The sequence below is a fragment of the Desulfoplanes sp. genome (assembly GCF_054921335.1).
In genome coordinates, this window is the sequence record NZ_JBUDSQ010000021.1 from 34688 (window position 1) to 53554 (window position 18867).

The window sequence follows — 18867 nt, forward strand, 5'->3', positions numbered from 1 at the left end:
AATAGGACAATCTATTATTTCCTGATATCTCGATATGATCGGTCTTACTATCCTGTTTTCAGGATTCAAAGACCCACCTCCCCAAGCCACGACCTTCTTCACGCGCCCCCCTGCCGCCCCCCTCTGAACGCCATTCCTCATCCGTCCTGAATCCAGGACGGAGCCCCCATTTTTTGCCATCCTCCGGCCCCGCACACCGTTTTTGGGGTGGCATCCCCTCCATGGAAACAACCGATCCCCTGGTCGCAAAAAAATCCAACCCGCCTTTCCCTTTCAAAACGCTGTCTTTTAACGTAGGAGGTGCGGGTTTTATTCAAAAACGACTCGTTTTCGGCAGTATGCGTGTGACAAGTTTGACATCCAAAACTTTTGAGAAGGTATGACTCTTGCTTAAGGCCTTCAAACGCACCCACTTCAAAAATCCACATTCTTCCACATTCACACAAGGCACTATTATGGATGGAGCATCAAACGATCTTTGTACCGAGTCCGACCTGGCCCGTGAGGTCCAGGCCTACGGGGCCAAGGACATGGATCTGTGCATGCAGTGCGGCACCTGCAGCGCTTCCTGCCCCCTGTCACGAGGCACGGATTCCTTTCCCAGAAAAATCTACCGCTATCTCCAGCTGGGGGTTCGGGACAAGCTCCTTTCCTCGGTAGAGCCCTGGCTCTGCTACTATTGCGGGGAGTGCAACCAGAACTGCCCCCGGGGGGCCGAGCCCGCCGAGACCATGATGGCCGTACGCCGCTGGCTGACCGCCCAGTACGACTGGACCGGGCTGGCCAGACGGTTCTATACCTCGGAAAAATGGGAATTCGGGGCCCTGGGCGGGGTGGCATTGTTCATCATTCTTCTTTTCGTATTTTTCCACGGCCCGGTGGTCACCGACCGCGTTTCCGTGAACACCTTTGCTCCGGTGTTGTGGATCGAGATAGGGGATCTGACCATGGCCTTTCTCCTGTCCGCCTTTCTCCTGTCCAATGCCTTCCGCATGCACCGGTTCATCATGGCCGGGACCAAGGTTCCCCTTCGGCTGTACAAGGAGGAGCTGAAAACCTTTGTCCTGCACTTTGCCACCCAGAAACGGTGGAGTGAATGCGGGGGGGACCGGACCCGCTGGATCAAGCATCTCTTCCTGGTCACCGGGTATCTGACCATGATGTCGCTTATCATCGTGTTCATCCGGTGGTTCCAGGTGGATGACAGCTCCTGGCATTTTTCGGCCCTGTTCGGGTACTATGCCACCGGGACCATCATGGGCGTCACCGGAGAGATGATGTACAGCCGGTACAAGCAGAAGGAACTCATGCACCGGTATTCGGAACTCTCGGACTGGCTCTTTCTGATCCTCCTGTTTTCCACGGCCGCCACCGGGCTGGTCATGCATCTCTTCCGCCTGGCCGGATTCCCCGTGGCCACCTATGTGACCTATGTCATCCATCTGGCCATTGCCGTACCCATGCTCATGATCGAGGTTCCCTTCGGCAAATGGTCCCACCTCTTCTACCGCCCCCTGGCCATCTTTCTCTCCAGGGTTCGGGAAAAGGCGACCCAGCCGTCCATCACGGATTTCGAGGAAACCAAAAAGCGCGCTCAGGAAACCTTCCAGACCTGCATGCAATGCGGCACCTGCACCAGCGTCTGCCCCCAGTCCGGGCTCAGTCCCAGACTCGCGCTTCGTGCCATCAGTCTGGAGACGGCCACCCGGGACAATGTGGACAATGCCGCCTGGCAGTGCCTGACCTGCAACAATTGCCTGGAGCATTGCCCCCGGGGTATCGACATGGCCGAGCTGCTCACCTCGGTACGCGCCCAGGACGTTCTGGCCCGCAACCTGCCGACCCTCCTGGAACAACCGCTTGAGAGTCTGAACAGCAACAACAATCCATGGGGGGGCAGTCAGGAACAACGCACCCAGTGGGCTCATCCTGTGGAGCTGACAGCCTGCACCCCGGACACGGACTACTGTTTGTTCACCTGCTGCACCACAGCCCATGACACGGATCCCGGTCAGGGCAGCCGTCAGGCAGGAAAGGCACTGCTCGAGCTGCTCAACAAGGCAGGAGTCACCGTCGGCACCCTGGGCACCAAGGAACGATGCTGCGGCGACCTGGCCCGGACAACAGGCTCCGAAGACCTCTTTACCGCCTTCAAAAAAATGAACACCAGTGCCATCCTCGAAACCGGTGCCTCCCGGCTGCTGGTCAACTCCCCCCATTGTCTGCAGACCTTCACCCGCCATTATGACGGACTGGACGACGAAATAGCCATCCTCCACCATACCGAAGTCCTGGCCGGGCTCATCCGGGAAAAACGTCTCGTGCCCGAACATTCCGTCAAGGCTCGGGTCACCTACCACGATCCCTGTTATCTGGGGCGTCACGCAGGCAGCTATGACCACCCCCGGACCATCCTGGACAGCATCCCGGGGATTACTCGCGTGGAAATGGCCCATACCCGGGAAAACAGCCTGTGCTGCGGCGGCGGGGGCGGAGGCGCTTGGCTTCAGGAGGATTGCCCGCCCATGGATCGTCTCTCCCGCAGGCGGGTACGCGAGGCATTGGACACGGGGGCCGAGATCATCGCCACGGCATGCCCCTACTGCATCCGCATGCTGAACAGCGCCATCCGGGACATGAAAGTGCAGGAAAAAATCCGGGTCTGCGACGTGGCCGAACTCCTTGCCGAGTCTCTGGGCACGGAATCAACGAACATCGATATATAAAATATAATTCTGGATTTAAGATATTTAAGACATTTAAGATATTGCAGGCTGTTACCGTTCTAGTCTTTAATTTCTTAAATTTCTGAAATTTTTCAATTTCTTAAATCATATGAGATGGCAGGGAAGGCATTTTCGTAGCAGACCATCTCGACATTCATGTTTTCCAAATAGTTTTGGTTGAGGAGAAACATCATGGCTGAACGCATCGGTTTTTACATATGTCATTGCGGGGTGAACATCGCCTACCGGGTCCGGGTCAAGGAGGTTGCCGAGGAAATGGCCAAGCTCCCGAACGTGGTCGTCTCCCGGGACTATCTGTTCATGTGCTCCGACCCGGGCCAGGAACTCATTGAAAAGGACATCAGGAAATACGGGCTGACCCGTGTGATCGTGGCCTCGTGCTCCCCGCGCATGCACGAAACAACCTTTCAGGGGGCCTGCAAACGGGGCGGTCTCAACCCGTACCGGGCCTTCCACATGGTCTGCGTGCGCGAACACGTCTCCTGGGTCACCGAAGATATGGACGAGGCCACGGAAAAAGCCACAATCCTGGCCAGGGCGGGCATCGCCCGGGTGGTCCACCAGCACGACCTGACACCGTCCACCTTCGACGTATGCACCAACACCCTCATCGTGGGCGGGGGCATCGCGGGCATGCAGGCCGCCCTGGACATCGCATCTTCCGGCAACAAGGCCTATCTGGTGGAAAAGGCCCCCACCATCGGCGGGCACATGCTCCAATTCGACAAGACCTTCCCCACCCTGGACTGCGCCGCGTGTATCGGCACCCCCAAGATGGTCTCGGTGGGCCAGAGTAAGAACATCGAGCTGCTCTCCTATAGCGAGGTCATGGATATCTCCGGGTATATCGGCAACTTCACCGTGCGTGTCAAAAAGCATCCCCGGTACATCGACATGAACAAGTGCACGGGCTGCGGGGACTGCGCCAAGGTCTGTCCGGTGAGCTACAAACTCTTTCCCGAGCGGCAGACGCCCACTCCCTACCACTATGAAATCGATCCGGAAAAATGCATCGGCTGCACCCTGTGCGCCCGCAAATGCCCGGAAAAGGCCATCTCCGGAGAGAAGAAGCAGGCCCATGTCATCGACAACGACACCTGCATCCGCTGCGGCCTGTGTCAGACCGTGTGTAAGAAAGACGCCATCCGCGTTGTGGACGCGGACGGCAACCCGCCCAAAACATTGTCTTCCGATTGGGACCAGGGGCTCATCACCCGCCACGCGGCCGACATCGCCTTCCCCCAGGCCATTCCCCAGGCACCCACCATCGATCCCGAGGCGTGCATCGGTTTGAACACGGGCAAATGCCAAAAATGCGTGGCCGCCTGCAAGGCCGGAGCCATCGACTTCTCCCAAAAAGAGGAGATCGTGGAGATCAAGGTGGGCTCGTGTATCCTGGCCACGGGCTACAATACACTGGATCCCACGCCCATGAAGGAGCTCGGGTACGGAAGCTGCCCCAATGTGCTCACCAATCTGGAGTTCGAACGTCTTTCCAACGCCACCGGACCCACCAGCGGCAAGATTCTCAAACGGGACCCGGACAATCCCGGCAAATTCACCAAGCCGCCCAAGAGCGTGGCCATCCTCCACTGCATCGGCAGCCGGGACATCCGGTACCACGAATACTGCTCCCGCACCTGCTGCATGTACGGGCTCAAATTCGCCCATCTGATCAAGGACAAATGCGGGCACGACACCGAGGTGTACAATTTCTACATCGACATGCGCTGTTTCGGCAAAGGGTATGAAGAGTTCTACAAGCGGGTCCAGAGTGAAGGGGTACGCATGATCCGGGGTAAGGCTTCGGAGATCAAACAGTCGGGCGATAAACTCGTTGTGCGGGCCGAAGACACCCTGTCGGCACGCATGGTGGAGATCCCCGTGGAAATGGCCATTTTGTGCACGGCCATGGAACCGCGCAAAGATCTCCCCCATGTGGCCCGGACCTTTGGAGTCACCATCGGCGGCGACGGATTTTTACTGGAAGAACATCCCAAGCTGGAGCCTGTCTCCACCTCGGCAAGCGGCGTATTCATCGCCGGTGCCTGCCAGGGCCCCAAGGACATCCCGGACACCGTGGCCCAGGCCAAGGCGGCCGCGGCCCAGTGCCTGGCCCTGAGCTCCTGCGGCACGGTCGAGGTCTCGCCCATGGTCTCCACCATCGATCCGGACGTGTGCGTGGGGTGTCAGATATGCATCGGCCTGTGCCCGTACGGGGCCATCACCTTCAACAATCTCAAGGGGATAAGCGAAGTCAACAGCGCCGTGTGCAAGGGCTGCGGCAGCTGCGCCGGTCACTGTCCCAGCGGAGCGGCCAAGGTACAGCATTTCACGGACAAACAGGTTCTGGCCGAACTCGACGGCATTTTCTGCAACTGCGACTGACCGGGCACCCCGGTTGTGCGCATGGCTGTCGAACCGTGCGTAAAAAGCCGGGATGACGGAAGCAGACATCACTTCACATACTCTAATCAATCATCAGAGAATAGTTACCCTGAATCAGGAGTTGATAATGGATACATTCGAACCGAACATCGTGGCATTTTTCTGCAATTGGTGCACGTTCACGGCCGCGGATCTGGCGGGTACCTCGCGCCTCTCCTACCCGCCCAACCTGAAGATCATCCGGGTCATGTGCAGCGGCATGGTCGATCCCAAATACGTGATCAAGGCCTTTCTAAACGGTGCCGACGGCGTGCTCATCGGCGGCTGCTGGCCGGGCGACTGCCACTATATCAACGGCAATCTCAAGGCCAGACGACGGGTGGCCATGCTCACCGAACTCCTCAAAGGCTACGGGATCGACGAACAACGGTTCTGGCTGCGCTGGATCGCGGCAAGCGACGGGAACATGCTCCAGGAAGTCACCAGGGATATGACCGAAAAGCTGCGGGTCCTCGGCCCGAGTCCGGTCCATGCTGCACAAATGGCCGGGTAACGGCGGGGAGACGATCATGAGTACATGCTGCACATTGTCCTTTGGCAAGGACACCATGAACAAGGAACTGGCCGGATTTTTCAAGGGACTGCTGGAAAAGGAGACCGTGCATGCCCTGCTGGTGCCGGTCACAACGGGATCAGGCATGGTCAGACAGACCCTGGTGAACGATCCCGCCAGGCTGGAGAACGTGGACCCCTTTGCCCCGGTAGTGCCGGTGAACACGGCCAAACTGGTCTCGTCCATCACCACCCGCCCAAGCGAGCGCAAGCTGGGCGTGGTCCTCAGGTCCTGCGAGATGCGGGCCCTGGTGGAGCTGGTCAAGCTCAAGCAGGCCGACCTGTCCAACGTGCTGCTTATCGGCATGGACTGTTACGGCCGGTACGAAAACAAGGATTTCACCAAACTGTGCTCAGAAGGCATGACCACGGAATCCTTTCTGGAACATGCCCGTCAGGGAACAACCAAAACGGGCGATACGGACATAGCCGGGGCCTGCGCCATCTGCGAATTCCCGGCGACAGAGAATGTGGATCTGCATCTCTGCCTCGTGGGTACGGGGAACAATGAAGTCTGTGTCCAGGCGGTCTCGGACAAGGGAACAGCGGCCCTGGAAACCCTGGGGCTGCCGACCTCGGATCTTCCTTCCAAGCGTGCCTCGGCACTGGAAGCCCTGGTCAGGGAACGGACGGAACAGCGCGACCAGGTCCTGGAGAAATACCGGGAAACCGTGGATTCCATCCCGGCCCTGACCGACTATCTCGCCCCCTGCGTCAACTGCTACAACTGCCGGGTGGCCTGCCCGGTCTGCTATTGCAAGGAATGCGTGTTCGTCACCGACACCTTCAGGTACACGGGCGATCAGTTCATGGACCGGTCCGAGGCCCTGGGCGATCTGCCCATGCCCGCGGACACGGTCTTCTATCATATGACCCGCATCTCCCATATCGGCACCTCCTGCATCGGCTGCGGCCAGTGCACCAGCAGTTGTCCCAACGGGATCGACCTGATGCCCATCTTCAGATCGGCGAGCGAAAAAATCCAGGAACGGTTCGACTATCAGGCCGGCCGCTCCCTGGAAGAACCTCTGCCCCTGTCCGTGTTTTTCGACAACGAATTCACCGACGTCACCGGTCAGGTCAAATAGGAGCGCTCTCATGGCAGAAGAACAGCGTATAGGAACGGTTCTGGTCGTGGGGGCCGGAATCTCCGGCATCAAGGCGGCCATGGAACTGGCTGAAACCGGATACAAGGTGGTGCTCACGGACATCTCCCCCCAGGTGGGCGGCATCCTGGACATGCTCGACTATCAATTCCCCAACGACCAGTGCGGCATGTGCCGGATGCTCCCCATGGTCGGTCGGGAATCCGGGTCCCAGTTCTGTCTCAGAAAGGGGCTGTACCACGACAACATCCAGATTCTGGCCTCCACCGACGTGGTGTCCATCGACGGGGACGTGGGGGCGTACAAGGTGCGGCTGACCACCAAGCCCGCGTATATCGATCAGGAAATCTGCTGCGAATGCGGCGAGTGCATCGAGGCCTGTCCGGTGGAGACCAAGGACGGATTCAACCAGGGGTTGACCATGCGCAAGGCCATCTATCAGCCGGTCCCCCATTCCAATCCCAAAAAACACGTTCTGGACGCGGACGTGTGCACCCGGTGCGGCAAATGCGTGGAGGTCTGCCGCACAGGGGCCATCAATCTGGACGCACAGCCCACCGAGCAGACCGTCACGGTCCAGGCGATCATCTTTGCCTCGGGCGTCAAGCTGCACGATCCCCGGACATCCGAAGAAGGCAAGTCCTATACCGTGTCCCCGGATGTCGTCACCGGTCTGCAGTTCGAGCGCATGCTCAGCGGCTCGGGCACCTATGACGGCACCATCAGACGTCCTTCCGACGGCAGGGAGGCCAAAAAATTCGCGTGGATCCAATGCGTGGGTTCCAGAAACCGCCACCAGAAGGCCCCGTTCTGCTCGTCCATCTGCTGTATGTTCGCCCTCAAGGAGGCGGTCCTGGCCCATAAAAAGGGCGGAGAAGACGTGGAAACGACCATCTTCTACATGGACATGCGCACCTTTGGGAAAGACTTCTACCGGTACCAGGAAAAGGCGGAAACCCAGCACGGTGTGGAAAAGATCCGCTGCCGGGTCCAGGGGGTCCGCAAGGACAAGGACGGCCTATTACAGATCCGCTACTTCGATCCCGCAACCCAGAGCTTTTCGATCCGCTCCTTTGACGTGGTCGTGCTGTCCACGGGGCAGGATCCCTTTGCCAAACACAAGCGCATCGCCGAGCTGACCGGGGCCGGACTGAACGACAATAACCTTCTCAAACGCCACGGTCTGGAAAAGGTCTGCCTGTCCAAACCCGGCCTGTATGTGTGCGGGTCTCTCATGGGGCTCACGGATATCAGCGAGGCCATTGCCGGGGGTACGGCGGCCGCGGGCAAGGTTTCCGAACTTCTGTCCACCCAGGATGTCCGGTTCACGGAAAAGGAAAGCGAACCAGCCCCCTCACCCCGAGAAAACGAACCACCCGCCCTGGTCCTCTTGCTGTGTACCTGTACCAAAAAAGTGGGATCACGGGTTCAGGGCGTGGACCTTCTGGCCGATAGACTGGGCAACCTGCCCGGCGTGGCCGAAGTCCATACCATCGATGCCGTGTGCACGGAAAAAGGACGTGAGGAACTGAGCTCCCTGCTCGCCTCCACCACGGGCAACCGGATGCTCATCGGGGCCTGCAGCCAGTACCTTTACCGGAACAAGCTCCGTAAAACCATCGCCAAGGCCGGGATGAACCCTTCTCTGGTCAAGATCTTCGATTTTCTGGGACTCATGGAACAACGTGATTTCCAGGTGAGCGAAGCCACGGTTCACGGCCTGGTCAGAGACATCCGGGCGGACATGGAGGATCTCAGGTACCGCACCCCCCTGCACGAGAAAGTCCTGCCCGTCGAACGCAAAGGGTTGGTTGTGGGAGGCGGGATATCCGGAATGACCGCGGCCCTGTCCCTAGCCAAACGGGGCATTGACGTGGCCCTGATCGAGACCGCACCCAGGCTCGGAGGATACGCCGGGAACACGGTCTCCCGCACCCTGACCGGCCTTGATCCCAGGGCAACGGCCGAAAGACTCAAGGAACGGATCGAGAAAAGTCCCCACGTCAGCGTGCATCTGAACAGCCGGGTCACCTCCTCCCAGGGGACTCTGGGGGCCTTTGCAACAACCATCAAGAACAACGAATCCGGGGAAGAGACCCAGGTGCACCACGGCGTCTCCATCCTGGCCACGGGATGTGCCGAGGCATCCACGGACGAATATGGCTACGGCACGTCAAAACGTATCCTCACCCAGGGCGAATTCCGGGACAAGCTGGCAACGGGAGATCCCGAAACAGACCAGGCCGAGACCATCGTCATGATCCAGTGCGTGGGTTCGCGGGAAAAGGGCAAGAAGGAATACTGCAGCCGGGTCTGCTGCCAGGCTGCATTGGCCAATGCATTGCGGGTCAAGGAAAAGAACCCCGCTGCCAGGATCGTGGTCCTGTACCGGGACATGATGACCTATGGGGACTATGAAAAATACTACACCCTGGCCCGGCGCAAGGGGATCATCTTTGTCACCTACTCCCTGGATGAAAAACCCCGGGTCGAGCTCGAGGACGACAAGCCCCTGATCAGATACAAGGAAACCATCCTGGATGTACCGGCGGAGATCCGGGCGGACTTCCTCGTCCTGTCCACAGGCCTGGCCCCCTCCCCCGCCAACCGGGAACTGGCCCAAGCCTTCGGAGGCCTGGACCTGAACCAGGACGGCTTCTTTGTGGAGGCCGACTCCAAATGGCGGCCCGTGGAATGCCCCCGACCCGGTGTCTATGTGGCGGGCACGGCCCATTCGCCCAGAACCCTTCCGGGATGCGTGGTCCAGGCCCAGGCAGCGGCCCAGAAGGGATACACCTATCTGGCGGGCAGGGTGGTCCACACGGCCAGACAGTTCTCCGTAACCCACGACGGACTGTGCGCCCGTTGCCGACGCTGCGTGGAGGCCTGTCCCTACGAGGCCAGACGGTACGACGAAGACTACGACCGCATCGTGGTCGACCCGGCAGTCTGCCAGGCCTGCGGCATCTGCGCAGCCACCTGCCCCAACAACGCAGCCGAAGTCCTCGGCTGGCAGGACAAACAGATGATGGCCGTGCTCGATTCCATGTTCATGTAATACCATGAGCCCACGGAACACACGGAACACACGGAATACACGGAAAAAAAAGAACACAAGGATAGCAGGATCACGTACGGGCACCCGGCAATCACCCATGAATCCCACAATACCGAGCCCATTGCCCCAAAACCCGTAGGGGCACGGCGCGCCGTGCCCAGTTTTCTCGAGCCCCGGGAGGCGAGAGAAAACAATCCTTGCAACAACGACGGCATCTGCCGACGATCCCCGCCCCGTTTCCGTGTCTTCCGTGTGTTCCGTGGGCCATCTAAACCAAGGAGATCCACATTATGGATATGAACCAGACAGATCCGACTCTGTGGAAAGAAATATACAACAACGACGACCTGCTGCACTGCTACAACTGCAGCACCTGCATTTCAGGCTGCCCGGCCTCCCAGGCCGATCCGCCCCTGCTCATCCGCAACCTGGCCCGTAAGGTCATCCTTGGACTCGAGGATGACCTCCTTGACGACGACACCCCGTGGACCTGTGTTTCCTGCTCGTTGTGCGAGGAGATGTGCCCCATGGACGTCAAACCCTTCGAGCTCTGTCTGGCCGTGCGCAAATGGCAGAGCAAGAACGACGAAACCCGCATCCCCCCCTCCATCGTGGACATCTACCGCAGGGGATACACCCAGGCCGTGGGGGCGAATACGGAGCTCAGGGAACAGCTCGGTCTGCCCGAACTGCCCGTTCTGAGCAAACTTCCCGAGAAGCGGAAACAGTTCCAGGAAATGCTCATGAAAACCGAACTCATCAATGAAAACGCCTATATGTTCAGCGAGGACTAGCCATGGAAATGGGATTTTTTTTGGGATGTAACATGCCGGCCATCCGACCGGATCTGGAAAAGGCCATCCGGGAGACCATGCCGGATCTGGGCGTGGATCTCGTTGAAATGGACGGCTATGTCTGCTGCCCGGCCTTTGGTTCCTTCCCGTCCACGGACGATGACTCCCACCTGGCCGCCAGCGGCTGGAACCTGTCCATTGCCGAGGAAAAGGATGTCGACATCCTGGTGGAATGCGGATCCTGCTACAGCTCTTTGAACATGGGACGCCACCATCTCATCCACGACGAAAAAACGCTGTGCCGGGTGAACAAACTGCTCGAACCCACGGGCAGATCCGTGACCGGCAAGGCCAAAGTCCGCCACATAAGCGATGTCCTGTACAACGAGGTGGGCACGGAAACCATCGCCCGGTCCCTGAAACACACATTGGAAGGGCTCCACGGTGTGGTCCAATACCCCTGCCACACCCTCTACCCCAGCGACATAGTGGGCTTTGAAAAGTCATCCCGCAACCCCGTGGGGCTGGAAAACCTGACCGAGGCCCTGGGCGCGGAAGTGGACCACTTCTCCAGAGAACACACCTGCTGCGGCGGCGCAGGCGGCTTCACCAACAATTCGCCCGCCGAGGCCAACGCTTTCATCCAGGAAACCCTGGACGCCATTATCGACGAAACCAGGGCCGACTTCATCGTCACCTCCTGCATCACCTGCCTCATGCACCTGGACAACGTCCAGAAAACCCTCAACCAGCAGGTCGGTGAAGAACGCTACACCATCCCGGTCTTCGACTACAGCCAGCTTCTGGCCCTGTGCATGGGCAAGGACCCGAAACAGGTCGCCAGTATTTCGACCATGCCCAGGGATGCCATCCTCGAGCGGTTCTGATTTTTTTGCCATCCACCCTCCTCAAGGAGCACGGCGGATCGTGCTCCGCCTAACGCAGATCGCCCGTAGGGATTCTCCTCCCTGCGGGCGATCTGCATTACGAACCCCACACAACATAATCTCCGTGATGCTATAGAAGAATCCCGGCAACTATTCAGCCGATGAAGGCTCGATCATGCATTGCTCCTCCCGGGAACGCCGAGCGTCTGCTCGGCAATGCGTCGACGAATCCGCAGGGAATAGGGGCACATACTAGAACCGAACACAATGACGATATACCCATTGGGCATTTCCCAAAAGGCCGAGCAGACGCTCGGCGTTCCCAGAGAAAGACACACCCTCATGGCGAGTGCTCGTCCTGAATAGTTACGAATCCCGTTCAAGGGATGCCGAACACTCAAATCAAGACTGCCCCCCAAAAACAGAAGGGCTCCTCGCTATTTCGTTCGGGTAGGGGGTTGAGGTCTGGGCGGCGTCGGAGTTGCAAAAGTGGCTATGAAAGACTTAGACCTCTTCCAAAAAGCACTCGGTTTGACTCCGCCTTGGGAGGTAGTTTCATCTGAATTCGATCCTCAAGATCAGCGACTCGACGTCAGACTTGGCTTCCTCCGAGGGAGTACGTTCACATGCCCGATATGCGGTCAAGCTGGGCTCGAAAATCACGACACGATCGAAAAGACATGGCGGCATCTCAATTTTTTTCAACATCAGACGTACCTGACAGCCAACGTTCCCCTTCCCCCACCCAAACGAAATAGCGAGGAGCCAAAAAAAGAACAAAAAACCTGAAAAAGGGGGCATCTTCCCGCCTCCTTTCCTCCGGTCTCCGTTCCTTAAAACGTGAGACCTCCCCCCCCCTGAAACCGTTTTTTCCATTTTTTTCTTCCTCCCCTTTCCCCCTTCCCTATGGGGGTTTTTGAAAAATCGACTACAGGTTTTTCAGTACCCCGCTCTGCTCTCCGTCCTGCTTTTTCGTGGCATCCCATGAGAACGATTTTTTGGACCAGCAAAACAAATCATTTTATTTCAAAATGTTGTTGCCTGAATTTCAATTTAAAATTTTCAAATTCTCACTAACAGTCTCCCCTACCCTGGCTTGGGGGCTCCCCTCGGGAATGGTAGGGTCTCATGGTAGGGTTTGAGAAAAAACCAGTTAAAATAATTCCTTCACATCAAATGCAAGAGGGGATATGACGCATTCATTTTCATGCTTTCCCCTGTGTGTCGAAATTGAACGTCTGACAGAGGAGGCTATCGTCGACCGCGTGAGTAAATACATGGGTACTCGCGGCCTCATTCTCAACAAGAAGGAGTTGTGAAGGTGTTCAAAAACATGTTGCTTTGGAAAAAGATTGGAGGTGGATTCGCCGTTATTTTGCTGATCACGCTGGCAGTTGCTGTTATTGGTTGGAAAAGCATGCATGGGGTCGTGGATCGGAGCGCAAAGGGAGACGACATGAACCGCCTGGTCAAGGGAATCCTCAAGGCTCGGCAATATGAGAAAAACTTTATCTTGCGCAAGGAAAAAACATCTATTGACAAAGTTCATGAGAACGCGGGTGAAATAAAGAAACAGGCAGAGGCCAGCAAGGCTAAATTTCATCTTCAGGCACACAAGGATCTTATGGACCGTGTGCTTACGGGGGGACAGGAATACATCGCTTCCTTTGATAAATACGTCGAACTGGAGAAACAAAAAAGTGAACTCCTTGAAAAGATGGAGACCAGTGCGGATCGAGTCCTTGCCGAAGCTGCGGCCATGCAGCAGGAACAGGGCCGCCAATTCCAGAAAATCATGGGTGAATCCATCCTCGACAAGAACACCATCGAGGACAAATTCGAAAAGGCGACCAATGCTGCCGCTATCCAGAACCATCTCTTGCTGGTTCGAAAAAATGTCCTGGAATTCATCCAAAACGGGAAATCGAGCGCCATCGATGAAGCACGGAAAGATTTCAAGGCAGGGTTGACCCTTGCCCAGGAGATGACCGCAAAATTCCAGGTTCAAGCCAATATCGAACAGGGAAAACAGGTCATTGCCGATCTCGAGGCATACAAAAACGCTTTTTGGGCCTTTGCCGATCTGTTGAAAAAACAAAAGGTCCAGGAGCAGGAAATGGTCAGCCTGGCGCGCAAGGCCATTGCGGTCTGCAACGAGGCAAGGCAGGATCAGAAAGTCCAAATGCAAGAGCAGATCCGTACCGCCAATGTCTTTTTGATAGGCTCGACCGGTGTGGCCCTTGTTTTGGGCATATTGATCGCCTTTGTAATCACCCGGGCGATTGTGCTGGCCGTGAAAAAGGGCGTTGTTGCGGCCGAGGGAATGTCGGGGGGTGACATGACGGTGAACATCGACATCGACCAGAAGGACGAAATCGGTCTGCTTGCGGGATCATTGAACGCCATGGTCCAGAAACTCAAGAAAATCGTGGTTGATGTTCAATCGGCCAGCGACAATGTGGCTTCGGGTAGTCAGGAACTCTCCGCCTCGGCTGAACAGCTCTCTCAGGGCGCCACAGAACAGGCAGCATCCATCGAAGAGGTCTCGTCGAGTATTGAGGAGATGGCCGCCAATGTCAGGCAGAATACGGAAAATGCCCTTCAGACCGAAAAAATTGCCGTCAGGGTCGCTGATGATGCGCAGGAAACAGGCAGGGCAGTTGGCGAGACAGTGGATGCCATGAAGAACATCGCGGACAAGATTTCCATTATCGAGCAAATTGCCCGCAACACCAATCTCCTGGCCTTGAACGCGGCTATCGAGGCTGCCCGGGCAGGGGAGCACGGCAAGGGGTTCGCGGTTGTCGCGGCAGAGGTTCGGAAGCTCGCTGAAAACAGTGGCAACGCGGCCGCCGAAATCAGTGAATTGTCCGGTTCGAGCGTTGCCAAGGCCGAACATGCGGGAAAGATGCTCGATGCCATCGTGCCGGACATCCGCAAGACAGCGGATCTGGTCCAGGAGATCGCTGCTGCCAGCAAGGAGCAGGACGCCGGATCCGAACAGATCAACCAGGCGGTCCAGCAACTCGACCAGGTGGTGCAGCAAAACGCTTCTGCCTCCGAGGAAATGGCTGCTACATCCGAGGAACTCTCCTCCCAGGCCGAGCAGCTCCAGGCGACCATGACCTTTTTCAATATCGGGAATGGTCAGAGACTGGTTGGGGCACTCGGAGGAAACGGGGCACGTCCGGCCCGGACCGCCAAACAAGGCCAGCTTCCCGGCTCGTCAACCAACAGGAGACAGAAAGACAACAAAACCGTGGGCATCGATCTTCAGCTCGAAGATACGAAAAACGATGCGGAATTCGAACGATTCTAACAGGGGCTTGTGGCATCATCATCTCATCATCCCTAAAAACAGGAGTCATCCATGACCCACATACGTGATCAATTTCTGACCTTTGTTCTGGATGGGGTAATTTTCGGGATCGATATAGGATCGGTCAAGGAGATCCTCGAGCTGCCCAGGATAACCAGACTCCCCCAGACCCCCGAAGCCGTGCTCGGGGTGATCAATCTTCGGGAACACGCGGTGCCTGTTTTCGATCTACGTTCAACATTCCAGCTTCCCCACAAGGAAGATACGGTTGATACGAGCATCATCATTATGGTCGTTGATCATGAAAATACCCGGATGACCATTGGAATGAAGGTTGATTCCGTCCGCGAGGTCCTCCAGATAGCAGAAGAGAACATGGAGCCCGTTCCAGCTTCCGGGATGAGTGTAGACAATCGGTTCATCAAGAAAATCGGCAAACATCATGACCAGTTTGTCATCATCCTCGACGGAACTACCCTTGCGCACAGCGAAGAGATTGATCTGCAGGCAACCGGATAAAAATGTATCAAGAACAGACTGCATATCAGCCCTTTCATTCAAGGTTGGTAGAAGCCGGGAAAGACCGAATCGGTCTTTTTCCCGGCTTTGGTTTTACCTGGAACAATGATCGCTTGCTGTATCAACCTGTGAAATGATCCAACTGCTCTTCTTCCGTTTGGAACCCACACCATCGAACTGCTGTAACAACATGTGAACGAAGTTTTGATTTTTGTTTCACAACTTTTGTCATACAAGGCTCTTACGCAAAAAAATATTTACACGATTTTGTATAACGTTTACCTGATTTTTTCTATAGATATTTCGTAGATGCGGGGGCTGTTTGATCCTCACCTTCTCCCCACGAGTCCACTCCACTTCAAACCAGATTTGGGATCCATGCCCCTCAAGCCCTTGTCCATAAAATACAAATTCATTGTCTCGATAGTTTTCGGCGGTATCGGTTGTATCCTCAATTTTTATCCGATATCGGTCTTTGACAGCGCCACCCTCGAAATCACCCTGTTGCCGGGTCTTTTTTTTCCTCTGCTGATCGCCCTGACATGGGGATGGCGATATGGGCTGCTTTCGGCCCTTGCTGGCGGATGTCAGACCATGTGGTGGACCTGGCAGTCAGATGGTTACGGTCTGTTATACTCCGTACCAATGTTTACCCTGTGGATCGTTTGGCATGGGTTTTGGGCCGATTTCCGCCGTGCCCATCCCAAGCACTCATGGCTCTCGACCTCTTTTCTGGTTGAAATCCCCTTTCGAATATCCGCTTCCCTAGGATTTTATACGATTTTTTCATGGCTTGTCTCCCTGAACACGTTCTGGTGGGCCAAAGATCCGGTATGGACGGCGGTACCAGCGGACTGGATCTCCCTGGTCGTTTTCAAGCATTTCGTCACGGCGTATATCCTTCTTCTCCTGACCGCATTTTTTTTGGAAATCCCCTGGTTGCGTTCCCTGGCCGGTCTCGATCCCCGATCGAAGACCAACCGACCCATCAGAATACTCGGGGGATCCCTTGGACTGGGCCTTGGCCTCTGTCTGGTTCAGGATGTCATCCGCTTTCTGGCCTTCAATCCGGATCAAACGGATTTCGTTCATATATCCATGTGGGTCGGCGGGGGGCAGGGTTTCTTCACCGGATCTTTGTACATCATCGCCAGTCTGGCCGGAGGGATGTTTTTCAACCGGCTTCTGGACGAGCGATCCGCAAACAACGAACAGATCGACCACCTCAACCGAATCCTGCAAGCGATCCGCAACGTCAACCAATTGATCACCCAGGAGAAAAATCCGGCAGAGATGCTCAATACCGCCTGCAAGCTGCTGGTTGAAACCAGGGGGTACCGTACCGCATGGATCGCTCCGACGGACCAGGAAAACATGCCCCGATTCTTCAAGGCGGGATTCAACGGAAACTTCAAGCCCATGGCCGCCTACCTGGAGGAAGGCAACGAACCTTTCTGTCTGCGTGAACTGCGCCAAAAACGCGGTGTCATTGTCAAAGATCGACCCCTGGACACCTGCAAAGGCTGCCCCCTCTCCGCAACCTACGGCCAGCGAGTGGCCATGGCTGTCAGAATCGGTTACCAGGACCTGGTTTATGGCATCCTGGTCGTCTCGGTTCCCTCTGGATTCCATCTGGACCCCAGGGAACACGAGTTGTTGCAGGAAATTGCCGGGGATCTCGGATATGCCCTGTACACTCTGGCCATGCGACACGTCCGGGAACGGTTGGCCATGGCAGTGCATGATTCAACCGACGGGGTCATCATGGCCTCGGCGGATCACGCCATTACCTATGTCAATCCAGCCTTTGAAAGCCAATGCGGATATTTCCTCTATGAAATCATGGGCAAGGATGCCCGCACCCTGGGTGCGACAGATACCGATTCGTCCGTACGTGAGTCTCTCTACAAAAATCTGGAAGCAAGACGATCCTGGCAGGGGACCCTGGTCAAAACAAAAAAAGACGGAACAAATTATCTGAGCGAGGTATCGGTCAATCCGGTTTATGATTCTGAAGGAAATCTGGATGGATTCATTTCGTGGAACCGTGACATCACCACGAAACGCAAACTTGAAGAGCAGGTCGCAAGGGGGCAGAAGCTGGATTCGGTGGGACGCATGGCCGGCGGAATTGCCCATGACATCAACAACCTGTTAACCCCCATTCTCGGCTTTATCGAACTTCTGAAACTCAAAATGCCCAAGGATGACCCCAATCAGCGTTTCGCTTCGGAAATTCTCAAGGCCGGTATGCAATCAAGAGATCTGATCGGCCGGTTACTCGCATTTGCCCGTCGCGAGACCATGGAACTGCGTCCACTGGTCCTTTCACGGATCATAAAAGATATGGATTTTTTGCTCCGCAAAACCCTGACAGAAAATATCCGATTAGTCGTGGATTGCACGGAGAGTAAAGCAAGAATCATGGGCGACCCGGGGCGGTTGGAACAGATATTCATGAATCTTGCCGTCAATGCGCGGGATGCCATGCCCGATGGAGGCATGCTGATCGTATGCGTGGCCGATATCGAAATTGTCGATACCGAGACCACCATCTCCAGAGGCATCAAGCCGGGCAGGTATGTGAACGTTCAAGTGGATGATGATGGTTGCGGCATGGAAAAGGAGACACAGGAAAAGATTTTTGAACCGTTTTTCACCACCAAATCAGGCCAGCCCGGTTCCTCCGGCACGGGGCTCGGTCTTGCCACGACCTATGGCATCGTTCGTGAACACTGCGGAGCGATCAACGTATACAGCGACCCGGGTTGCGGAACGACCTTCAGCCTCTATTTTCCAATCTGTGAGCAGGCCGAGAAAAAAGTGATCCAGCACCCCGCATCCTCCCTGAATACCCATGGAATCCAAAAGGTTCTACTTGTGGAGGACGAGGAGCTGGTCCGCAAGTCGATCATTATGCTTCTGGAACACTGCGGTATCGAAGTATTCGAGGCGTCCTCTTCGGAACACGCCCTGGAATTGATCGAAGAATTGGATCATGTGGATCTCTTGTTCACGGACGTGGTCATGCCGGGAATGAATGGTACGGTCCTGAGCGAGAATCTCCGCAAAAAATTTCCCGGTCTCAGAACCCTGTTCATGTCCGGCCATACCCGTAAAATGTTCGACAGTAAAAATACCATGCAGCAAGGCTGTTCGTTCATTCACAAACCGTTCACCATACACGAACTCAAAAACAAGCTGTACGAGATGGTTCCATAGATCTCTTTATCGGGGTCGGACCAAGATAACATCTCAAAATTATTATCAATAACCGCTTAAAAGCAGCCATTTTCGGCCTTAAAACCACATTTTTGACCCCAAAATCGTCCATCCAAGATAAAAAATTTCAGGCTCCCCTCATGCCAAGAGCGCATCGATAGTATCCATAAACAACATGCCACACCATCGCCGAGCCATGACCTACAGGACCTTCC

Annotated in this window: 12 protein-coding genes; all 12 read left to right on the forward strand. The window is 56.1% G+C overall.

Translation table 11 applies throughout. From position 1 onward, the window contains the following. The first annotated feature begins 455 nt into the window (after positions 1 to 455). The 12 genes from ACY692_RS06695 to ACY692_RS06750 all read left to right on the forward strand — a co-directional run bounded on the left by ACY692_RS06695 (position 456) and on the right by ACY692_RS06750 (position 18652). On the forward strand, positions 456 to 2726 hold the full coding sequence (locus tag ACY692_RS06695) for a (Fe-S)-binding protein (RefSeq protein ID WP_462324575.1): 2271 nt from the start codon (positions 456 to 458) through the stop codon (positions 2724 to 2726). Between the two features lie 192 nt (positions 2727 to 2918). Beyond that, entirely contained in the window at positions 2919 to 5135 is a 2217-nt protein-coding gene (locus ACY692_RS06700; RefSeq protein ID WP_462324576.1) for a 4Fe-4S binding protein, read from the forward strand. Positions 5136 to 5262: 127 nt separating this feature from the next. After that, positions 5263 to 5688, forward strand: a complete 426-nt coding sequence (locus ACY692_RS06705; RefSeq protein WP_462324577.1) for a hydrogenase iron-sulfur subunit — start codon at positions 5263 to 5265, stop codon at positions 5686 to 5688. Between the two features lie 16 nt (positions 5689 to 5704). Beyond that, positions 5705 to 6835 (forward strand): 4Fe-4S dicluster domain-containing protein, encoded by a 1131-nt coding sequence (locus ACY692_RS06710; RefSeq protein ID WP_462324578.1) that lies wholly within the window; start codon positions 5705 to 5707, stop codon positions 6833 to 6835. A gap of 10 nt (positions 6836 to 6845) precedes the next feature. Next, positions 6846 to 9911 (forward strand): FAD-dependent oxidoreductase, encoded by a 3066-nt coding sequence (locus ACY692_RS06715; RefSeq protein WP_462324579.1) that lies wholly within the window; start codon positions 6846 to 6848, stop codon positions 9909 to 9911. A gap of 296 nt (positions 9912 to 10207) precedes the next feature. Beyond that, a complete protein-coding gene (locus tag ACY692_RS06720; protein ID WP_462324580.1) occupies positions 10208 to 10705 on the forward strand; it encodes a 4Fe-4S dicluster domain-containing protein in 498 nt (165 codons plus the stop codon). Between the two features lie 8 nt (positions 10706 to 10713). After that, the gene (locus ACY692_RS06725) at positions 10714 to 11592 is read left to right on the forward strand and encodes a CoB--CoM heterodisulfide reductase iron-sulfur subunit B family protein (RefSeq protein WP_462324587.1); all 879 of its coding nucleotides are present in this window, start codon (positions 10714 to 10716) and stop codon (positions 11590 to 11592) included. Positions 11593 to 12087: 495 nt separating this feature from the next. Then, positions 12088 to 12381, forward strand: a complete 294-nt coding sequence (locus tag ACY692_RS06730; protein WP_462324581.1) for a transposase family protein — start codon at positions 12088 to 12090, stop codon at positions 12379 to 12381. 401 nt (positions 12382 to 12782) lie between these two features. Beyond that, positions 12783 to 12911, forward strand: coding sequence for a hypothetical protein (locus tag ACY692_RS06735; RefSeq protein ID WP_462324582.1), 129 nt, complete (start codon positions 12783 to 12785; stop codon positions 12909 to 12911). Between the two features lie 14 nt (positions 12912 to 12925). Next, positions 12926 to 14911: a methyl-accepting chemotaxis protein gene (locus ACY692_RS06740; RefSeq protein WP_462324583.1), complete on the forward strand. Its 1986-nt coding sequence runs from the start codon at positions 12926 to 12928 to the stop codon at positions 14909 to 14911. Between the two features lie 51 nt (positions 14912 to 14962). After that, positions 14963 to 15430 carry a chemotaxis protein CheW gene (locus ACY692_RS06745; RefSeq protein ID WP_462324584.1) on the forward strand — a complete coding sequence of 156 codons (468 nt, stop codon included), beginning with the start codon at positions 14963 to 14965 and terminating at the stop codon, positions 15428 to 15430. Between the two features lie 378 nt (positions 15431 to 15808). Further along, on the forward strand, positions 15809 to 18652 hold the full coding sequence (locus ACY692_RS06750; protein ID WP_462324585.1) for an ATP-binding protein: 2844 nt from the start codon (positions 15809 to 15811) through the stop codon (positions 18650 to 18652). Positions 18653 to 18867 lie beyond the last annotated feature (215 nt).